The sequence below is a fragment of the Chelativorans alearensis genome, assembly GCF_010993735.1.
Taxonomy (GTDB): Bacteria; Pseudomonadota; Alphaproteobacteria; order Rhizobiales; family Rhizobiaceae; genus Chelativorans; species Chelativorans alearense.
Genome location: NZ_WQNI01000002.1, coordinates 268929 through 287321 on the forward strand (window position 1 = coordinate 268929; position 18393 = coordinate 287321).

At 65.9% G+C, this 18393-nt stretch carries 17 protein-coding genes; 12 read left to right on the forward strand and 5 right to left on the reverse strand.

Annotated features, from left to right (window positions below):
• The first annotated feature begins 68 nt into the window (after positions 1-68).
• Positions 69-1325, forward strand: coding sequence for a flavodoxin-dependent (E)-4-hydroxy-3-methylbut-2-enyl-diphosphate synthase (gene ispG, locus GPJ75_RS04100; RefSeq protein ID WP_163265857.1), 1257 nt, complete (start codon positions 69-71; stop codon positions 1323-1325).
• Positions 1326-1345: 20 nt separating this feature from the next.
• Here the strand turns inward: ispG and soxR are convergent, their stop codons facing one another.
• Positions 1346-1804, reverse strand: coding sequence for a redox-sensitive transcriptional activator SoxR (gene soxR / locus GPJ75_RS04105; RefSeq protein WP_163265393.1), 459 nt, complete (start codon positions 1802-1804; stop codon positions 1346-1348).
• A 183-nt stretch (positions 1805-1987) separates the two neighbouring features.
• Between soxR and GPJ75_RS04110 the strand changes: the two genes are divergently transcribed.
• Positions 1988-4480: a hybrid sensor histidine kinase/response regulator gene (locus tag GPJ75_RS04110; protein WP_246248900.1), complete on the forward strand. Its 2493-nt coding sequence runs from the start codon at positions 1988-1990 to the stop codon at positions 4478-4480.
• Between the two features lie 10 nt (positions 4481-4490).
• Here GPJ75_RS04110 and GPJ75_RS04115 read toward each other — a convergent pair whose 3' ends face one another.
• Positions 4491-5405: a polyprenyl synthetase family protein gene (locus GPJ75_RS04115; protein WP_163265862.1), complete on the reverse strand. Its 915-nt coding sequence runs from the start codon at positions 5403-5405 to the stop codon at positions 4491-4493.
• A 126-nt stretch (positions 5406-5531) separates the two neighbouring features.
• Here GPJ75_RS04115 and mtgA point away from each other — a divergent pair, with 126 nt between their 5' ends.
• From mtgA to rpmF, 3 genes are all read left to right on the forward strand, one after another.
• A complete protein-coding gene (mtgA, locus tag GPJ75_RS04120) occupies positions 5532-6269 on the forward strand; it encodes a monofunctional biosynthetic peptidoglycan transglycosylase (RefSeq protein WP_163265864.1) in 738 nt (245 codons plus the stop codon).
• An 18-nt stretch (positions 6270-6287) separates the two neighbouring features.
• Complete coding sequence (locus GPJ75_RS04125) at positions 6288-6695, forward strand: hypothetical protein (protein ID WP_163265395.1); 408 nt, start codon at positions 6288-6290, stop codon at positions 6693-6695.
• Positions 6696-6856: 161 nt separating this feature from the next.
• On the forward strand, positions 6857-7039 hold the full coding sequence (gene rpmF, locus GPJ75_RS04130; protein ID WP_159586246.1) for a 50S ribosomal protein L32: 183 nt from the start codon (positions 6857-6859) through the stop codon (positions 7037-7039).
• Positions 7040-7143: 104 nt separating this feature from the next.
• On the opposite strand, the gene phaR is transcribed toward rpmF, so the two are convergent.
• Positions 7144-7740, reverse strand: coding sequence for a polyhydroxyalkanoate synthesis repressor PhaR (gene phaR / locus GPJ75_RS04135; protein ID WP_163265397.1), 597 nt, complete (start codon positions 7738-7740; stop codon positions 7144-7146).
• Between the two features lie 228 nt (positions 7741-7968).
• On the opposite strand from phaR, the gene GPJ75_RS04140 reads away from it, so the two are divergent.
• From GPJ75_RS04140 to fdxA, 5 genes are all read left to right on the forward strand, one after another.
• Positions 7969-9150, forward strand: coding sequence for an acetyl-CoA C-acetyltransferase (locus GPJ75_RS04140; protein ID WP_163265399.1), 1182 nt, complete (start codon positions 7969-7971; stop codon positions 9148-9150).
• A gap of 67 nt (positions 9151-9217) precedes the next feature.
• On the forward strand, positions 9218-9940 hold the full coding sequence (gene phbB / locus GPJ75_RS04145; RefSeq protein ID WP_163265401.1) for an acetoacetyl-CoA reductase: 723 nt from the start codon (positions 9218-9220) through the stop codon (positions 9938-9940).
• Between the two features lie 561 nt (positions 9941-10501).
• Positions 10502-13633, forward strand: a complete 3132-nt coding sequence (locus tag GPJ75_RS04150; RefSeq protein WP_163265403.1) for a helicase-related protein — start codon at positions 10502-10504, stop codon at positions 13631-13633.
• A gap of 14 nt (positions 13634-13647) precedes the next feature.
• On the forward strand, positions 13648-14025 hold the full coding sequence (locus GPJ75_RS04155; protein WP_163265405.1) for an RNA-binding S4 domain-containing protein: 378 nt from the start codon (positions 13648-13650) through the stop codon (positions 14023-14025).
• A 165-nt stretch (positions 14026-14190) separates the two neighbouring features.
• Positions 14191-14529, forward strand: a complete 339-nt coding sequence (fdxA, locus tag GPJ75_RS04160; protein ID WP_159586240.1) for a ferredoxin FdxA — start codon at positions 14191-14193, stop codon at positions 14527-14529.
• A gap of 112 nt (positions 14530-14641) precedes the next feature.
• On the opposite strand, the gene GPJ75_RS27140 is transcribed toward fdxA, so the two are convergent.
• On the reverse strand, positions 14642-14839 hold the full coding sequence (locus GPJ75_RS27140) for a hypothetical protein (protein WP_205602461.1): 198 nt from the start codon (positions 14837-14839) through the stop codon (positions 14642-14644).
• Between the two features lie 51 nt (positions 14840-14890).
• On the opposite strand from GPJ75_RS27140, the gene GPJ75_RS04165 reads away from it, so the two are divergent.
• Together GPJ75_RS04165 and GPJ75_RS04170 are read left to right on the forward strand one after the other, a co-directional pair.
• A complete protein-coding gene (locus GPJ75_RS04165; RefSeq protein ID WP_159586239.1) occupies positions 14891-15463 on the forward strand; it encodes a CarD family transcriptional regulator in 573 nt (190 codons plus the stop codon).
• A 339-nt stretch (positions 15464-15802) separates the two neighbouring features.
• Positions 15803-16666: an RNA polymerase factor sigma-32 gene (locus tag GPJ75_RS04170; protein WP_163265407.1), complete on the forward strand. Its 864-nt coding sequence runs from the start codon at positions 15803-15805 to the stop codon at positions 16664-16666.
• Between the two features lie 72 nt (positions 16667-16738).
• Here the strand turns inward: GPJ75_RS04170 and GPJ75_RS04175 are convergent, their stop codons facing one another.
• Positions 16739-18133 (reverse strand): M48 family metalloprotease, encoded by a 1395-nt coding sequence (locus GPJ75_RS04175; protein ID WP_163265409.1) that lies wholly within the window; start codon positions 18131-18133, stop codon positions 16739-16741.
• Between the last annotated feature and the right edge of the window lie 260 nt (positions 18134-18393).

Genomic DNA, 18393 nt, shown 5'->3' on the forward strand with positions numbered 1-18393 from the left:
TCGCGCGCGGTTTCGCCACCTCACGGACAACAGGTTGAAAACGGGGCAGGTCGATGACCGCCGAAACCATTTCCGGGTACTTCTCTTCCCCCTTTCCCCGCCGGGCTTCCGTCGGGGTCGATGTCGGCGGCGTCATGGTCGGCGGCGATGCCCCCGTGGTCGTGCAATCCATGACCAACACCGACACGGCGGATGTGGATGCCACGGTGGCGCAGGTCGCCGCGCTTCATCGCGCCGGCTCGCAGATCGTACGCATCACGGTGGACCGCGACGAGGCGGCCGGCGCCGTGCCGAGGATCCGCGAGCGGCTGGAGCGGCTCGGCCATAACGTGCCGCTGGTCGGCGATTTCCACTATATCGGCCACAAGCTTCTGGCCGATCATCCCGCCTGCGCCGAGGCGCTGGCGAAATACCGCATCAACCCCGGCAATGTCGGTTTCCGGGAAAAGAAGGACCGCCAGTTCGCAGCGATCGTCGAGACGGCGATCCGGCACGACAAGCCGGTCAGAATCGGCGTCAACTGGGGCTCGCTCGACCAGGAGCTTCTGACGCGCCTGATGGACGAGAATCAGGCCAAGGGCTCGCCGCTCACCGCCCAGGAGGTGACGCGCGAGGCCATCGTGCAGTCCGCGCTCCTTTCAGCAGAGCTGGCTGAGGAGATCGGCCTGCCGAGACACCGCATCATCCTGTCGGCCAAGGTGAGCCAGGTGCAGGATTTGATCGCTGTCTATACGGAGCTGGCGCGGCGCTCCGACCATGCGCTTCATCTCGGCCTCACCGAGGCCGGCATGGACACCAAGGGCATCGTCGCCTCGTCGGCGGCCATGGGCATCCTGCTTCAGCAGGGTATCGGCGACACGATCCGCATTTCGCTGACGCCGGAACCTGGCGGCGACCGCACGCGCGAGGTGCGGGTGGCGCAGGAGCTTCTGCAGACCATGGGCTTCCGGCAGTTCGTGCCGGTGGTGGCGGCGTGTCCCGGCTGCGGGCGCACCACCTCCACCGTGTTCCAGGAGCTGGCGCAGAAGATCGAGGCGGACATCCGCAAGAACATGCCGGTTTGGCGGGAAAAATACCCGGGCGTCGAAGCGCTCCAGGTCGCCGTCATGGGCTGCATCGTCAACGGACCGGGCGAATCCAAGCACGCCGATATCGGCATTTCGCTGCCGGGCACCGGCGAGACACCCGCCGCCCCCGTCTTCATCGACGGAAAGAAAGCCGCCACGCTGCGCGGGGCGACCATCGCCGCCGATTTCGAGAAGATGGTGGCCGACTACATCGAGCGCCGCTTCGGGCGTGGAAGCGCGGTGGAAGCGGCGGAATAGGCGGCTGGGCCGGCCAAGCCTCATCCGGGATCGAGCAGACGCGGGCCGGGGCCGGCTTCGCCGAGTTCGTCGTGCGGGTTGCGCAGCGGGCAGGTGTCGACGGAGAGGCAGCCGCAGCCGATGCACTCGTCGAGACTGTCGCGCAGCCGCGTGAGCTTCTGGATGCGGGCGTCGAGATCAGCGCGCCAATGTTCCGAAAGCTTGCGCCAGTCGGCGGCGGTCGGCGTGCGTGCCTCGGGGAGCGTCTTCAGCGCGTCGCCGATGGTGGCGAGCGGCACGCCCAGCCGCTGCGCCACCTTTATCACCGCGACCCGCCGCAGGACATCGCGGCCGTATCGGCGTTGGTTGCCGCCGGTGCGGTGGCTGGTGATCAGCCCCTTGGCTTCGTAGAAGTGCAACGCCGAGACAGCGACGCCGCTGCGCCGCGCCACTTCGCCGACGCCAAGTTCGCGACGCGGGATTCGCGCATCATGCCCCATTCAGCGGCTCCTTTTAAATAAACCTCAACTAGACTTGAGGGCGAAGCGCCGGCGGGTCAAGACGCGTGGACGAGAACACCGTTTTCCCGCGCACCCGGCCGCCATCTTCACCATCGTTAATCGCCGCTTAAGCGGTATGCTCGATCTTTAGGGGAACGGGGAAAGCGGATTGGGGCACCGTCGATGTCAACTGTGGTAACGCGTCGCTACATGCGCGGGCGAATGGTCGCCGTGTTGGTCGGGTTCGTTCTGGCCGTCATCCTGGGTACCGGTGTGGTGCTCTGGCAGATGGAGAGGGCCAAGGACCAGGTTCGCTTTGGCGCCCTGCTGAACTATATGGCCGATGCCACGGGGGACGTGCTCTACAACGCCCTGCGGCTGGAGCATGCAAGCGCGCACAGTGAGGCTGCCCATCCGGCAGGCGACCATCAATACGGCCCCCAGCCGGCAGGAGATGTCGGCGAAGCAGAGCTTCTGGAGACGGCACGGACGGACCTGAGTGCGGCGCTGGCACGTCTGGAAAAGGGCTACACCGCTATGGAGATGGCAGCCAGCGGTGACATCGCCATGCTGGAAAGCCGCCGCATCACCATGGACGACGGCACCGGCCTCGCAGGAGAGGAGCTGGCGGACCCGCTTATCGACAGCGTTGACGGGACGGCGGTTCCCGAAGCGGTACGCAGGGTCTGGGATGGCGGGCCGGACCGGGCTTCACTGAAGCAAGAGCTCGACAGCGTGATGACGCTGGCCAACCGGCTGGACATTTTTCGCGACTATTCCGTCCCCGCCGCACGCCGGGTCTTCGCCGAGCTGCAGGTGCTGGCAAACCAGAAGGTAAGGCCGCACATCAGTGCCGTCTCCAAGGCGCTGCACGAGGAGACGGTCTCGACCTACGGCGCGCTTGAGTTCACCCTCGTGCTCGCCGCCTTCTCGATGGTCCTGGCGACGCTGCTGGTCGGCGTGCGCGTCTTCCTTCCCATGATCCGGCGCATCCACGACGCCCATCAGGAGTTGCACGATGCCAACGTGTCGCTGGCGGCCGAAAAGATGCGGGCGCAATCGGCCGACAGGACGAAGTCCGAGTTCCTGGCCAATATGAGCCACGAGATCAGAACGCCGATGAACGGCGTCATGGGCATGGCGGAGTTGCTGGCACGGACCGAGCTCGACCAGCGCCAGTCCATGTTCGTGGATGTCATCGTCAAGTCGGGCGCGGCGCTTCTGACCATCATCAACGACATCCTCGACTTCTCCAAGATCGACGCCGGGCAATTGACGCTGGAGCCGGCGCCCTTCCGTCTCGGCGAGGCGATCGAGGACGTGGCGACGCTGGTCTCCCCGCGTGTTGCTGAGAAGGACCTGGAGCTGATCGTGCGCATCGACCCGGAGCTTCCGCTCTCCTTCGTCGGCGACATTGGCCGCTTTCGCCAGATCGCCACGAACCTCGTCGGCAACGCCGTGAAGTTCACCGAGCGCGGCCACGTTCTGGTGGACGTCTCGGGCACGGTGAACGGCGGGAAGGCGGAGATCACGGTTCGCGTGGAGGACACCGGCCCCGGCATACCCGAAGACAAGCTCCAGACGGTGTTCGAAAAGTTCGCCCAGGTCGATTCCTCCTCCACCCGCCGGCACGAGGGCACCGGCCTCGGCCTGGCGATCGCCTCGCGCCTCATCGACCTGATGGGCGGCACCATGGGCGTGGACAGCAAACCGGGAAAGGGCTCCGTCTTCTGGTTCACCCTGACGCTCGACATCGATCTTGCCGACGTCAAGCCGCGCCCCGTCCCCATCGACGTTTCGGGCGCCCGGGTGCTGGCCATCGACGACAATCCCATCAACCGCGACATCCTTATCGAGCAGATGAGGAGCTGGGGCTTCGACTGCGCGGCCGTCGAAAGCGGCGAACTGGGCCTTGCCTTCCTGCGCCGCTCGGCCGAGCTGGGCGCCGGCGTGGACTGCATCATCCTCGACTATCAGATGCCGGAGATGAACGGCGCCGATGTGGCTCGCCGGCTCAAGGCGGACCCGGCGAGCGCGGCCATTCCGATCGTGCTTCTGACCTCCGTCGACCAGGCCGAAACCGGCCGGCTGGTGGCCGAAGGCCATATCGCCGCGCAACTGAACAAGCCCGCCCGCTCGTCGGCACTTCTGGAGACCATCATTGCGGCCATGCAGGCCGCCCAGACAAGCGAGCCGGGCACGCCGCCGCCGCACCCGCTTCCCCGGCCGCGCCTTGTCAGCCCCGTCGAGCCGGCAGCGCGGCCGCAACGGCCTTCCCCGGCGCCGCTCGACGTGCTGGTCGCCGAGGACAACGAGGTGAACCAGCTCGTCTTCAGCCAGGTGCTCGATCAACTCGGCCTCAACTACCGGATTGCCAGCAACGGCAAGACAGCCGTAAAGATGCACCGCGCCCTCAAGCCGCGCATCGTCTTGATGGACGTCTCCATGCCGGAGATGAACGGCCTCGAGGCGACGGCGGCGATCCGCGAGGCGGAGAACGGCCTGAAGCATCGCACGCCGATCATCGGCATCACCGCGCATGCGCTGACCGGCGATCGCGAGAAGTGCCTGGAGGCGGGCATGGACGACTATCTGTCGAAGCCGATCTCGCCGCAGAAGCTCTCGGCCAAGATCGCGCAATGGCGGCAGCGGGAGGAAGAGTTGGTGAGCGCGTAGGAGGTGCGCCTCACCGCTCTCGCTCGGCGACGAAGCGCGCTGCTTGGCACAGCACGGCCGCCTTTTCGCCAAAGGGTTGCAGCAGCTCCTCGGCTTGCGCGACGAGGCCCGAAAGCTGCCGGCGCGCCCAGTCCTCGCCGTTGAGGCCGGCCAGCGTCGCCTTGCCGGCCGCCGCGTCCTTGCCCGTGGCCTTGCCCATGGCTTCCGGGCTCGCCGTCAGGTCGAGAAGGTCGTCGGCAAGCTGGAAGGCGAGGCCGACGGCCGCACCAAAGGCGGAAAGCCGCTCGCGGTCGATCTCGTTCGCGCCGCCGATCACCGCACCCGCCTCGCAGGCGAAGCGGATGAGGGCGCCGGTCTTCATCGCCTGCAGTTCGACGATGCCTTCCTCGCCGGGCGGCTCGTGCTCGGCGGCGAGGTCGAGCGCCTGGCCTCCAGCCATGCCGCCGGCGCCCGCCGCCTGCGCCAGCCGCGCCACGAGGTCGAGCTTGGTCGCGGCGGGCAGTTCCGTCTCTTCGCCGGCGATGATGTCGAAGGCGTAGGTCAACAGGCTGTCGCCGGCGAGGATCGCCGTCGCCTCGTCGAAGGCGCGATGCACCGTCGGCTGGCCGCGGCGCAGATCGTCGTCGTCCATGGCCGGCAGGTCGTCGTGGACGAGCGAATAGCAGTGCACGCACTCGAGCGCGGCGGCCACCCGCAGCGCCGCCTCGCCCCCGGCGTCGAAGAGGCGGGCGCTTTCGACAAGCAGGAAGGGTCTCAGCCTTTTTCCGCCGTTCAGCACGCCGTGCCGCATGGCCGCCATCAGGCGCGCCGGCCGCACGATCTCTCCTTCGCGCGGGCGCGCGTCGAGCAGGCGGCGCAGCAAGGCCTCCACGGCTTCTGCGTTGAGCGCAAGCAGGGCTTCGAAGGGGGGTGACGCGTCTTCCATGGCGGGAGCGATGGCGCTATTCGTCGCCGTGGTCAAGGGCGAGGCGCCCATTCCCCGTTGCCAGCCTCATCCGCGGCCGGTATTCGAAGGCGGGAAGCCGATTGGGAGAAGAACTTGCCGGCGCCGATGGTGAAAGGGGAAAGACGGCCGGCTGGCGGGCGCCGGCGGAAGCGGTCGCGCGAGCGCCGGTGGGGCAGGACGTGGTTGCGCCGACTCATCGCCGTTCTCGTCATCCTCGCGCTGCTGCCGTTCGGCCTCACGCTCCTTTACCGTGTTTCGTGGGTGCACCCGGTGTCGACCCTGATGCTGGCCGACTTGGCGACGCTGCAGGGCTATGACCGCCGCTGGGTATCGCTCGATGATATGGGTACCGCCGCCGCGTACGCCGTCATGATGTCGGAGGACGGGCAGTTCTGCGCCCATTCCGGTGTCGATTGGGGGGCGCTCAATACGGTCGTCAGCGATGCGCTTTCCGGCGAGCGCCCGCGCGGGGCCTCGACGATCCCCATGCAGACGGTGAAGAACCTTTTCCTCTGGTCCGGCCGCTCCTACGTGCGCAAGGTCATGGAGGCGCCGCTGGCGCTCTACTTCGATGCGGTAGTGCCGAAGTGGCGCATCATGGAGATCTATCTCAACATCGCTGAATGGGGGCCGAACATCTACGGTGTGGAGGCAGCTTCCCAATACCATTTCGGCCGCCCCGCCAGGGACCTTTCGGCGCGGCAGGCGGCGCTTCTGGCGGTCACTCTGCCCAATCCCGTCGGGCGCAACCCGGCAAGACCGTCGGCGGGGTTGGGCCGGCTGGCCTCCATCATCGAAAGGCGCGCTGCAAGGGCCGGCGCCTATGTCGGCTGTCTCGACTGAGCGCGGCGGAGGTACGGTATGGTAAAACGCGGCTCCTCCATCGGCTTCTTCGGCATTTTCGGGCGCTCGGAGGACATGCGCCGGCTGGACGAGGCGCTGCGGGATGCGGGCCTCCACCCTGCCCAGGTACCCGAGGGCGTGAAACTTGCAGCCGTCGGCTTGATGACGAGCGAAGAGACGCCGGAGCCGCCTCCCGCGGCCTATCCTTCCGTGGGCGAGCTGATGGCCTTCTGTGCGCTCGGCGGCGAACTCTTCGCCCACGAAAACGGCGAGGTGCGTCTCGCCGCGGTGACGCGGCGCATGGAGACGGCTCTGGAGGCGGGGGAGGGCCGGGATGCCGAAATCGTCCTTCTCATGCTGCACGCGAAGCTCATCCATCCGGCGCTGGTCGACCGCTACGACATACGCGCCGAGAGCGAGGGTTGAGCCGTTCTGCTCGGCGCCGGCGCAAAAAATCGCCGCGCCCCACTGGCCAAAGGGCCGATTGCCGTGTATAGGCGGCGCGAATTCCAAATTGCCCGGCCGCATTGCAAGGCCCCTGGACGAGCGGGGCCACAAGAGCGGTTGACTGAATAGCGGAGAGCACAATGGCTGTACCTAAAAGAAAGACGTCGCCGTCGAAGCGTGGCATGCGCCGCGCGGCCGATGCGCTCAAGAAGCCAACCTATGTCGAGGACAAGGATTCGGGCGAGCTGCGCCGCCCGCATCACATAGACCTGAAGACGGGCATGTATCGTGGCCGTCAGGTACTGGAACCGAAAGAAGCATAAGCTTTTCGGATCTCAGGCAACATGTGGAAGGGCCGGCCTAGTGCCGGCCTTTCCCTTTTTTGGCGGCGGGTTAACGCGGGTTAATCTTTCGACCCCCTTCGGGGTCAATCCTTCGACATCGAGTCGATCTTGCGCTGCATGGCCGCTACCTGCTCGCGCAGCTCCTTCAGATCGCCCGCCTCGCCGGCCTCCTCGCGCTGGCCGTTGGAGCCGCCGGGTGGCGTCGGCGAGAACATGCGCATGGCCTGCTGGAACATCTCGATGTTGCGCCGCGCCTGCTCCTCGATCACCTTCATGGGCGCGTTCATCTGCATCATGTCGCCCATCGGCGTCTTGCCGAAGGCCTGCGTCATCTGTTCGCGCAGGCGCTCTTGCTCCTTGGCGAAGGCCAGCATGGACTGCTCCAGGAAGCTCGGCACCACCATCTGCATCTGATCGCCGTAAAACGAGATGAGCTGGCGCAGGAACGAGATGGGCAGCATGTTCTGCCCGTTCTTGTCGTTCTCCAGTTCAAAGATGATCTGGGTCAGGACAGAATGCGTGATGTCATCGCCCGTCTTGGCATCCTGCACCACGAAATCCTCGTCGCGCTTGACCATCTCGGCCAAGTCCTCCAACGTCACGTAAGTGCTGGTGCCGGTGTTGTAGAGACGGCGGTTGGCATATTTCTTGATAACCACCGGATCATCTTTTCCAGGCATTCGCAGACCTCCCCCTGCGCGACTTCACAGCGGATCCTCACGGCTCCGCTTGGAAGCAGGATATGCGAAAGAGTGCGGCAATTGAAAGCGGTTTTCGCTGCAAGCGCGAACGCAATTTCGCGCGCGCCGCATTTTCACCGGTCGTGAAGGCAGCGTGCGCTTGACGCGCTGCGGAATGAACGCAACAAAAGAGTTATGCAGTGATCATCGCCAAGTAGGGAGTGAGCCATGCCGTCTTCCAACACCATCGTCGTCGCCAGTGCGGCGCGCACGCCCGTGGGCGCGTTCAGCGGGTCCTTCGCCCAAACGCCCGCGCACGAGCTCGGCGCCGTGGTCATCCGCTCCCTCCTTGAGCGTGCGAAGGTTGAGGGAGGGGAGGTCGACGAGGTCATCCTCGGCCAGGTGCTGACGGCCGGCCAGGGCCAGAACCCGGCACGCCAGGCCGCAATCGCCGCCGGCCTGCCCAGGGAGACGACGGCCTGGGGCATCAACCAGGTGTGCGGCTCCGGCCTCCGCGCGGTCGCCATCGGCATGCAGCAGATCGCCTGTGGCGACGCGAGCGTCATCGTCGCCGGCGGCCAGGAGTCCATGTCGCTGTCGCCGCACTGCGCGCACCTGCGCGGCGGCGTGAAGATGGGCGACTACGCCATGATCGACACCATGATACGCGACGGCCTGTGGGACGCCTTCAACGGCTACCATATGGGGATCACCGCCGAGAACGTCGCCCGCGCTTTCCAGATCACCCGTGAAGAGCAGGACGCCTTCGCGCTTGCCTCGCAGAACAAGGCCGAGGCCGCCCAGAAGGCGGGCCGCTTCAAGGACGAGATCGCGGCCGTCACCATCAAGACCCGCAAGGGCGACATCGTCGTCGAGGACGACGAGTATATCCGTCACGGCGCCACGCTCGAGAACATGCAGAAGCTGCGCCCCGCCTTCGACAAGGAAGGCACCGTGACCGCCGCCAACGCATCCGGCATCAATGACGGCGCGGCCGGCGCCGTCCTGATGAGCGAGGAGGAGGCCGTCCGCCGCGGCATCGAGCCCCTGGCACGCATCGCTTCCTGGGCGACCGCCGGCGTCGACCCGGCGGTGATGGGCACCGGCCCTATCCCCGCTTCCCGCCGGGCGCTGGAGAAGGCCGGCTGGCGCGTCGAGGATCTCGATCTGGTGGAGACCAACGAGGCATTCGCCGCGCAGGCCTGCGCGGTCAACAAGGACATGGGCTGGAATCCGGAGATCGTGAACGTCAACGGCGGCGCCATCGCCATCGGCCACCCCATCGGCGCCTCCGGCGCCCGCGTGCTCAACACGCTTCTCCACGAGATGCGCCGCCGTGGCGCGAAGAAGGGCCTTGCCACGCTGTGCATCGGAGGAGGCATGGGCGTGGCGATGTGCGTGGAGCGGTAAAGGAGAGTGAATAGGGAGTAGGGCAACCCCTACTTCCTATCTCATTCGTGACTAAGGGAGGAGACACATGTCCAGAACGGCACTCGTGACTGGCGGCACCCGCGGCATCGGTGCGGCCATTTCGGTGGGACTGAAAGAGGCGGGCTACAACGTCGCTGCAAATTATGCCGGCAACGAAGAGGCGGCAAAGCGTTTTACCGAGGAGACGGGCATTCCCGCTTTTCGGTGGTCGGTGGCCGATTACGGGGCTTGCGCGGCCGGCATCGCCCAGGTGGAGGCGGAGCTGGGCCCCGTCGACGTGCTGGTCAACAATGCCGGCATCACCCGCGACGCCATGTTCCACAAGATGACGCCCGAGCAATGGCGCGAGGTCATCGATACCAATCTCTCCGGCGTCTTCAACATGACGCACCCCCTGTGGTCCGGTATGCGCGAACGCCAGTTCGGCCGTGTCATCACCATCTCCTCCATCAACGGCCAGAAGGGCCAGATGGGCCAGGCGAACTATTCGGCCGCCAAGGCCGGCGATCTCGGCTTCACCAAAGCGCTGGCGCAGGAGGGCGCGCGCGCCGGCATCACCGTCAACGCTATCTGCCCCGGCTACATCGCCACGGACATGGTGATGGCCGTGCCGGAGGCGGTGCGCGAGAAGATTGTCGCCCAGATCCCTGTTGGCCGGCTGGGCGAGGCGGCGGAGATCGCCCGCTGCGTGGTCTTCCTCGCTTCCGACGAGGCCGGCTTCATCACCGGCTCGACGCTGACGGCCAATGGCGGGCAGTACATCGCCTGAAAAGGCGCATGTGCCCCATAACGAGACGAAACTGTTAACAGCCCCACGGGCCCGCCTGTGGGAATCCTGTGGAGCGTCGGTCGACAAGCTGTTGAAGACACAACATCTTGTGTGGAACGAAAGGGGAATATTCTCCGATCGCTGATTCGTCGCCGTTTCGTTCCGGGTTTGGCCGGAACGTTAACGGCGCGCCGTTCCGGGGGCACGAAGCCGTTAACGAAGGCTTTGGAAACATTAATGAAATCTGAAGCTTCGCTACAGTGGCACCGCACCGGCATCGAACGGGAGGACAAAAGTTAACGCGCGGCAGCGGAATCGTGCGGAGCGCTGGAACAGCGATTCACGATGTGGCTGTGAGCGACGCCTGGAGTGCCATATATTGTGGTGTACAAACAGAGAACATCGACAGGTCGGTGATTCGTCGCCGATTCGTTCCAGACTCGTTCCAAAGATTAACCGGGAGCGTTTTTTGCCTTTCGTTCCCCCGGTCACTTCCTATATGTCTGCGGCGGTAGCGGGGGCTTTGCGCTTCCGCACCACGCATGCGAGATCAGGCTGCGGATGAACATTCAGCCAAAGTACAGCGAACCTGCCGTCCTCGACGGGCGCGGCGTGACGGCGGTTCTGGGACCCACCAACACCGGCAAGACGCACCTGGCCATCGAGCGGATGGTGGCGCACGAGTCCGGCCTCATCGGCCTGCCGCTGCGCCTGTTGGCGCGCGAGGTCTACGGCCGCGTGGCGGGCCGCGTTGGTGAGCGGAACGTGGCGCTGATCACTGGCGAAGAGAAGATCGTGCCGCCTGGCGCGCGCTACTCCGTGTGCACGGTGGAGGCGATGCCGCGCCAGACAGACGCCGCTTTCGTCGCCATCGACGAGGTGCAGCTTGCCGGCGATCTGGAGCGCGGCCACATCTTCACCGACCGCATCCTCCACCTGCGCGGCCGGCAGGAGACCCTGCTTCTGGGCGCGGCCACCATGCGCGGCATTCTGGAGAGGCTCCTAAGAGGCATCTCTGTCGTCACACGCCCACGCATGTCGGTGCTCACCTACGCGGGCACGAAGAAGATCACGCGCCTGCCGCGCCGCTCCGCCGTCGTCGCCTTCTCGGCAGACGAGGTCTATGCCATCGGCGAGCTTATCCGCCGACAGCGCGGCGGTGCGGCCATCGTGCTGGGCGCGCTTTCCCCGCGCACGCGCAATGCCCAGGTCGCGCTCTACCAGTCGGGCGACGTCGATTACCTCGTCGCCACCGACGCCATCGGCATGGGGCTCAACCTCGACGTCGACCATGTGGCCTTCGCCCAGAACCGCAAGTTCGACGGTTTCCAGAACCGCGACCTCTCAGCGGCAGAACTCGCGCAGATCGCCGGCCGCGCCGGCCGCCACGTGCGCGACGGCACCTTCGGCGTCACCGGCAGAGTGGACCCGTTCGCGGACGCCCTGGTCGAGCGCATAGAGACGCACCAGTTCGAGCCGGTGAAGATGCTGCAGTGGCGCTCGGCCGACGTCGATCTCTCCAGCATCGACGCGCTGAAGGCCTCGCTCGAGGCCGCGCCGCCGGCCGAGGGCCTGACGCGGGCGCTGCCGGCGGCGGATTTGCGCGTGCTCGATCACCTGTCGAAGGATGAGAGCATCTGTGCGCTTGCCGCCAGGCGCAACGAGGTGGCGCTTCTGTGGGATGCCTGCGCATTGCCCGATTACCGCAAGATCGCGCCTGCCCAGCATGCGGAGCTGGTCGGCGCCATCTTCACGGATCTGGCCCGCAGCGGCCATGTGGACGAGGACTATCTGGCCGACCAGGTGCGCCGTGCCTCGTCTACCGAGGGCGAAATCGACGCGCTGTCGGCGCGAATTGCCCAGATTCGCACCTGGACCTTCGTTTCTCACCGTCCTGGCTGGTTGTCCGATCCGACACACTGGCAGGAAAAAACACGCGAGATCGAGGACAGGCTGTCGGATGCCCTGCATGAACGATTGACGAAACGTTTCGTTGACCGCAGGACTTCCGTGCTCATGAAGCGCTTGAGAGAGAATGCAATGCCCGAAGCAGAAATCAGCCCCGCCGGCGATGTCCTGGTCGAAGGCCACCACGTGGGCGAGATGCAGGGATTCCGCTTCACCGCCGACAAAAGCGCGGAGGGCGAGGACGCCCGCGCTGTCAAGACGGCTGCACAGAAGGCGCTCGCCGCAGAATTCGAGACCCGTGCCGAGCGCTTCGCCACGGCACCCAACGGCGACCTGGCGCTAGACTCCGACGGGAACCTGCGCTGGCTCGGCGCGCCGGTGGCCACATTGGCAGCGGGTGATGACGCCTTGAGGCCGCGCGTGATACTGCTCGCCGACGAGCAGCTCACCGGGCCGGCGCGCGACAAGGTGGCGGCGCGCGCCGAGCGCTACGTCAATTTCCAGATCGAAAGCCAGCTCAAGCCTCTCCTCGACCTGAAGAATGCCGAGACGCTGAGCGGCATCGCACGCGGGCTTGCGTTCCAGTTGGCAGAGAATTTCGGCCTTTTGAACCGCCGCGACGTGGCCGAGGAGGTGCGCTCGCTCGATCAGGAGGCGCGGGCGGCGCTGAGAAGGCTCGGCGTGCGCTTCGGCGCCTACCACGTCTTCGTGCCCGCCCTCATCAAGCCGGGGCCGGCCGGGCTCTCGACGCTTCTGTGGGCGCTCAAGAACGATGCAAGGGACAAGCCCGGCTACGGAGACGTGGTGGGGGCGCTTGCCGCCGGCCGCACCTCCATCGTCACCGAGCCCGGCTTCGAACGCGCCTTCTACCGCCTTGCCGGCTTCCGCAATCTCGGCCGCCGGGCCGTGCGCGTCGACATCCTGGAGCGGCTGGCCGATCTCATCCGCCCGGCGGTCAACTGGAGACCGGGCACCGGCAAACGGCCCGACGGCGCCTATGACAGCGGCGCCTTCGTCGTCACTCCCGCCATGATGTCGATTCTGGGCGCGACTGCCGAGGACATGGAAGCCATCCTCAAGGGGCTCGGTTATCGCGGCGATGCAAAGCCGGCTGAAGAGGTGACGGCAAGGCTCGAAACGCTGGATCGGAGCGCCGAGGCCGAGGCGGCGGCAAAGGAAGCGGCTGCGGCGCCTGCCGAGGAAAAGCGGGCGGAGGAAATGCCGGCCGAGAGCGGGAAAGAGACTGCCGCGGAAGAACCGGCGGAGGGCGAGGGCGAGACCGCTGCTCGCAGCCTCGCCGCTGAATTGCAGCCGACGACGGAGACGCCTTCGTCGGATGGCTCCACTCCCGAGAGCGAGGCCGTGGCCGCGCAACCGGAGCAGGCCGTCGCGTCGGCCGGTGAGGCGGAAGGCCTCGCCAGCAACGAGGGACCTGCACAGCCTGTGGAGGTCGAAGCTGCCGAAGAAGCCGGTTCCGGCGAAGCATCCGCCGGTGCGGACGCCGAGGAAGCGCCGAAGCCCGTCATCGTCTGGCGGCAGGCGCGCACCGAGCGGCGCCACCCTCCGCGCGGTCGCGACAGGCAGGACGGCGACCGTCAGGCGCGCGGCAAGAGCCACCCGCGCCACGCCGACGAGGGCCAGCGCAAGGCGCCGCGCAAGGGTAAGGACGGCCAGCGAAAAGGCCCGCCCGGCAACCGGCCGCCACGCGGCGACCGCCCGGCGAAGGTCGATCCCGATTCGCCCTTCGCCAAGCTCGCGGCCCTCAGGGACCAACTCACCAAGTAGGGACCGCGCCACCCGTGACCGCCGAAGGACGCCAGCGCATCGACAAGTGGCTGTTCTTTGCGCGTGTGGTCAAGTCGCGCTCGCTCGCCGCAAGGCTTGCGCAGGCGGGCCGCGTGCGCGTCAACCGCAACAAGATCGACCAGGCCTCCTACCAGGTGCGGCCGGGCGACGTGTTGACCATCACGCTCGACCGCCGCATCCTGGTCTACCGCATCCTCGATGCCGGTGAGCGGCGCGGGCCTGCGGCCGAAGCCCGCCTTCTCTACGAAGACCTCACGCCGCCCGCCCCGCCGGCGGCGAGCCCTGCGCTGCAGCCGCTGCGTGAACGCGGCGCCGGCCGTCCGACGAAGAAGGAAAGGCGGGAGCTTGATGATTGGAAGGGCGAGGGGTGAGTGATGGAGCACAGCGGTTGCCGCTTGGTGCCTTGCCTGCCGCCTTCCACGCACCGGGAAAAGCTGTTCCCCCGCGACCTTCGGCTGGGGAATGGCTACCCTTGCCACGGCCCTATAAAGGGTCTACCTCACGCGCCGACGCCATAGACGACCCGAGAGCCCGAAATGACCTACGTCGTGACCGACAACTGCATCAAGTGCAAGTATATGGATTGCATAGAGGTGTGCCCGGTCGATTGCTTCTACGAGGGCGAGAACATGCTCGTCATCCACCCGGACGAGTGCATCGACTGCGGTGTGTGCGAGCCCGAGTGCCCCGCCGAGGCGATCAAGCCCGACACCGAGCCGGGACTCGACAAGTGGCTGCAGATCAATACCGAGTATGCCGACAAATGGCCCAACATCACGGCCAAGAAAGAGCCGCCGGCAGACGCCGAGGAGTTCGACGGCGTCGAAGGCAAGTTCGAGAAATACTTCTCGCCCGAGCCCGGTGAAGGCGATTGAAAACGGGCCGCGCGGCCGCAATCAGCGCCGCGTCACCATGTCGCAAGCAGAGGACCGGCTGGGGATCGCCCACCGGCTGCGACTGTGCATATGCAGCAAATAGTTGATTCTTTCAGCTTTTTGTGTTACTTTTTTTCGACATGCCGGTGACAATACGTCTTTTGATGGCGCAGACGAAATAATCACTGAAAGGTGGGGTTTCACATCCGGGCCAAGGCAACTTGGCCATGGCGACGTGCGTGAGCCGCAACAGGGCCGCCCGGAAACCATCTCCTCCAGCGCTTTTCAATTGCGAACCGGCCTTCAGCACGGGCGGGCGCGGGCGTACTCCGCCCCATCGAGAACAGGAGTGTTTAAGCGTATGGCAAACCAGCAGAAGAAGTCGGCACAGCGGCAGGGGTTCAAGACGGGTGAATACATCGTCTACCCCGCGCACGGGGTCGGACAGATCGTAACGATCGAGGACCAGGAGGTGGCCGGGCACAAGCTGGAGCTGTTCGTGATCGATTTCCAGAAGGACAAGATGCGCCTCAAGGTGCCGGTCGCCAAGGCAACCTCCATCGGCATGCGCAAGCTTTCGGAGACGGATTACGTGGACCGTGCGCTCAAGGTCGTGCAGGGCCGTGCCCGCGTCAAGCGCACCATGTGGTCGCGCCGGGCGCAGGAGTATGATGCCAAGATCAATTCGGGCGACTTGATCTCCATCTCCGAGGTGGTGCGCGACCTCTACCGCGCCGAGAACCAGCCGGAGCAGTCCTATTCCGAGCGTCAGCTCTACGAGGCCGCGCTCGATCGCATGGCGCGCGAGATCGCTGCCGTCAACCGCGTCTCGGAGACCGAAGCCGTCCGCCTGATCGAGGTGAACCTCGCCAAGGGTCCGCGCCGTGGCGCCAAGGCCGACAACGAGGAGACGGAGAAGGAAGAGGCTGCGTAAGCTTCTCTCCGGGGAGCGTCCTTTGCGCGTCCGGATGGGCGCGCGGCGCTCTCAAGCCGATTTTAGTTCCGGGCCCGGCCGCCTTGCGGTCGGGCCTTTTGTTTTCCGGCTACTTTTGGCAGGCAGAGGGCTGAATCTCGACGCCGGGCTCGTCGCATAAAGCTTGAAACCGCGTATCCCTTCTCGGGGGAACGGCAGTTCACTTCACAATCACTGTTTCGTGCCGGTGGAACTTTTGGCCTCCACTTGGGTTATTCTATCCGAACTTAACCGGGTGGGCCGGGTGCGGGAATCGGCTATTGCAGCCGGCCATCATCGCAGACCGCAGGAGCGCTTGGGATGCAGCAGAGCGCTGGGCGAAGGCTCGTCAAGGCAGCCATGAAGGCGCCTTACTTGGCGCGCGAGGAAGAGCACGCGCTTGCCGTCCGATGGAAGGAATGCCAGGACCAGAAAGCGCTTCACCGCATGACCATTGCGCATATGCGGCTCGTCATCGCGATGGCAAGCCGTTTCCGCAATTTCGGCCTGTCGATGAGCGATCTCATCCAGGAAGGGCATGTCGGCCTGCTCGAGGCGGCCGCACGCTTCGACCCGGCGCGTGAGGTGCGCTTCTCCACCTACGCCACCTGGTGGATCCGCGCCTCCATGCAGGACTATATCCTGCGCAACTGGTCCATCGTACGGGGCGGCACGAGTTCTGCCCAGAAGGCGCTGTTCTTCAACCTTCGGCGGCTGAGAGCCAAGCTGCAAAAAGCCGGCGGCGCCACGCCGCCCGAGGAGATCTACCGCGAGGTAGCGCTGGCGCTGCGGGTTTCGGAGGACGACGTGGCGCTGATGGACGCGCGGCTGGCCGGCTCCGATACATCGCTCAACGCGCCGCTGAAAAGTGATAACGATCTCGCCTCCGAACGCATCGAGTTCCTGATCTGCGACGACCCATCACCCGACGAACTGGCGCGCGAGACGATCGACGGCGAGCGTCGTGTGCAATGGCTCAACCAGGCGCTGGAGACACTCAACGGGCGCGAACTGACGATCCTGCGTGAAAGGCGGCTTTCGGAGGAGGGCGCCACGCTGGAGGCGCTGGGCGCCACGCTCGGCATCTCCAAGGAGCGCGTGCGCCAGATCGAATCGCGCGCCCTGGAAAAGCTGCGCACCGCATTGGTGAAACGGCACCCCGAGATCGCCGCGCAGGCCGGTTGAGACACCGCGTAGATACAAGAATATGGAGCGTCCTTGCGTCGCGTTCGAACGGACGCACGGCGCTCTATCTACCTATCGATCCGTGACGATCTTCACCTTGTCGCCGACCGACAGGGCCGAACCGGGGCCGAGCCCGTTGAGCAGGCGGAACAGCTCCAGCTTGCGGTCGACACCCCTCATCCTGTTGGCAAATGTGGCCACGGTGTCGCCGGCTCCCACCGTCTCCACGCGGATCCTCAGCGGTTTGAGCGCGGCGATCTCCGCCTTGTCCAGCACGCGGAAGCTGTCGGCGATGGTACGCGCCACGGCGTCCAGCCGGTTGCTGTCCAGCGGCGCGACGGTCAACAGGCGGTAGACTTGCTCGCCGACGCGGATCACCGTCACGTCGAACTGCCATTCGTTCGTATAGGCACGCGCGGTGGCGGCCTCGCGACCGTTGATGCTGGTCTCGCGTATGGAACTCGGGTCCAGCCCGCTCAGCCAGTCGCCCTGCAGGTAGTCCTTCAGTGTGGTGTCGCGAGAGACCGTTGTGCCGTCGAAGCGGAAGGCAAGGTCGTCCGGGCCCTTGGCCGTCACCTCACCGGTGGAATTGTCGATCACGAATCCTTCGGGTACCGAAAGGGCGACGCCGAGGGTGGGGTGCAGGAAGTCGCGCCCGCGTACGTAGCCCTCGTCCGGCTTGTCGCCGTACACCATGCCGTCGATGCCTTGGAGATAGGCCTCACGGTCGCGGGCACCGGTGCCCGGCGCGCCGAACTGCCGTGCATGCTCCTGCGCCAGCTCGATGCGCCGTGGCGTGTTCGGGTGGCTAGCCAGGAAATCGAGCGAGGATTCTCCGGTGCCGCTGACGTCGCGGAAACTCTGATAGGCGTCCATGGAGCGGAGGAAGCGCGACGCCGCATAGGGGTCGTAGCCGGCGCGGCCGATGGAGCGGATGCCGATCTTGTCGGCCTCCAGCTCCTGGTTGCGGGAGAACTGGGCGAGCAGCAGCTTGCCGCGCAGGGCGGCGGCTCGGGCGTTGACGTCAGAGCTCACCACCTCGTCGACCACGCGATTCGTAAGGTTCGCCTCCGCTTCCCTTTTCTGGCGCTCCAGCCCGTGGTTGGCTGTTACATGCGCCATCTCGTGTGCCAGAACGGCGGCCACCTCGGCTGAATCGCTGGCTAGCGCCAGGAGCCCGCGCGACACGTAAAGATAGCCGCCGGGAAGCGCGAAAGCATTGATATTGGGCGAGTCCAGAATGGCGATGCGGTAGGCCTGGGAGGGGTTGTCCGGGTCCAGCGTCAGCTTGCCCACCACCCGCGCAAGTGTGCGCTCCAGCTTGGGGTCGGAATACTCACCGCCGTAGGTCTGCAGGATCTTCGGGTGCTGCCGGCGGGCGATGTTGGCCAGCCGGTCGCCGCGTGTCACCGTGTCGACGGTGATCGGATTGGAGGAAGGAACGAAGCCTGCCTCGGTGAACTCCATCGCCTGGCACCCGCCCAGCCCCGCCGTCAGGAGCCCGGCAAAAAGTGCCCGGCGCAGGGGGGTGCCCCGCGTGCGGCCCGTCGCCGTTCTCGTTATCTTCCGGTGAAGCAGCGCAATATCCTTTCGACAGCTCGTTCGGCGGTGTGCCGCCTCCTTGCGGACCTAGCCACAGTCTTCCGTCGAAGACAAGAATCAGCACGTAGGGGGTTTCGCCTGTGACGGTAAATAATGGCAAATTCGGGCTGGGCAATGGCTTCCGC

Excerpts from the sequence above, each read along its gene's own strand:
- soxR (WP_163265393.1), bottom strand. The coding sequence starts at position 1,804 with ATGGGGCATGATGCGCGAATCCCGCGTCGCGAACTTGGCGTCGGCGAA.
- GPJ75_RS04110 (WP_246248900.1), top strand. The coding sequence starts at position 1,988 with ATGTCAACTGTGGTAACGCGTCGCTACATGCGCGGGCGAATGGTCGCC.
- GPJ75_RS04115 (WP_163265862.1), bottom strand. The coding sequence starts at position 5,405 with ATGGAAGACGCGTCACCCCCCTTCGAAGCCCTGCTTGCGCTCAACGCA.
- mtgA (WP_163265864.1), top strand. The coding sequence starts at position 5,532 with ATGGTGAAAGGGGAAAGACGGCCGGCTGGCGGGCGCCGGCGGAAGCGG.
- GPJ75_RS04125 (WP_163265395.1), top strand. The coding sequence starts at position 6,288 with ATGGTAAAACGCGGCTCCTCCATCGGCTTCTTCGGCATTTTCGGGCGC.
- rpmF (WP_159586246.1), top strand. The coding sequence starts at position 6,857 with ATGGCTGTACCTAAAAGAAAGACGTCGCCGTCGAAGCGTGGCATGCGC.
- phaR (WP_163265397.1), bottom strand. The coding sequence starts at position 7,740 with ATGCCTGGAAAAGATGATCCGGTGGTTATCAAGAAATATGCCAACCGC.
- GPJ75_RS04140 (WP_163265399.1), top strand. The coding sequence starts at position 7,969 with ATGCCGTCTTCCAACACCATCGTCGTCGCCAGTGCGGCGCGCACGCCC.
- phbB (WP_163265401.1), top strand. The coding sequence starts at position 9,218 with ATGTCCAGAACGGCACTCGTGACTGGCGGCACCCGCGGCATCGGTGCG.
- GPJ75_RS04150 (WP_163265403.1), top strand. The coding sequence starts at position 10,502 with ATGAACATTCAGCCAAAGTACAGCGAACCTGCCGTCCTCGACGGGCGC.
- fdxA (WP_159586240.1), top strand. The coding sequence starts at position 14,191 with ATGACCTACGTCGTGACCGACAACTGCATCAAGTGCAAGTATATGGAT.
- GPJ75_RS04165 (WP_159586239.1), top strand. The coding sequence starts at position 14,891 with ATGGCAAACCAGCAGAAGAAGTCGGCACAGCGGCAGGGGTTCAAGACG.
- GPJ75_RS04170 (WP_163265407.1), top strand. The coding sequence starts at position 15,803 with ATGCAGCAGAGCGCTGGGCGAAGGCTCGTCAAGGCAGCCATGAAGGCG.
- GPJ75_RS04175 (WP_163265409.1), bottom strand. The coding sequence starts at position 18,133 with ATGGAGTTCACCGAGGCAGGCTTCGTTCCTTCCTCCAATCCGATCACC.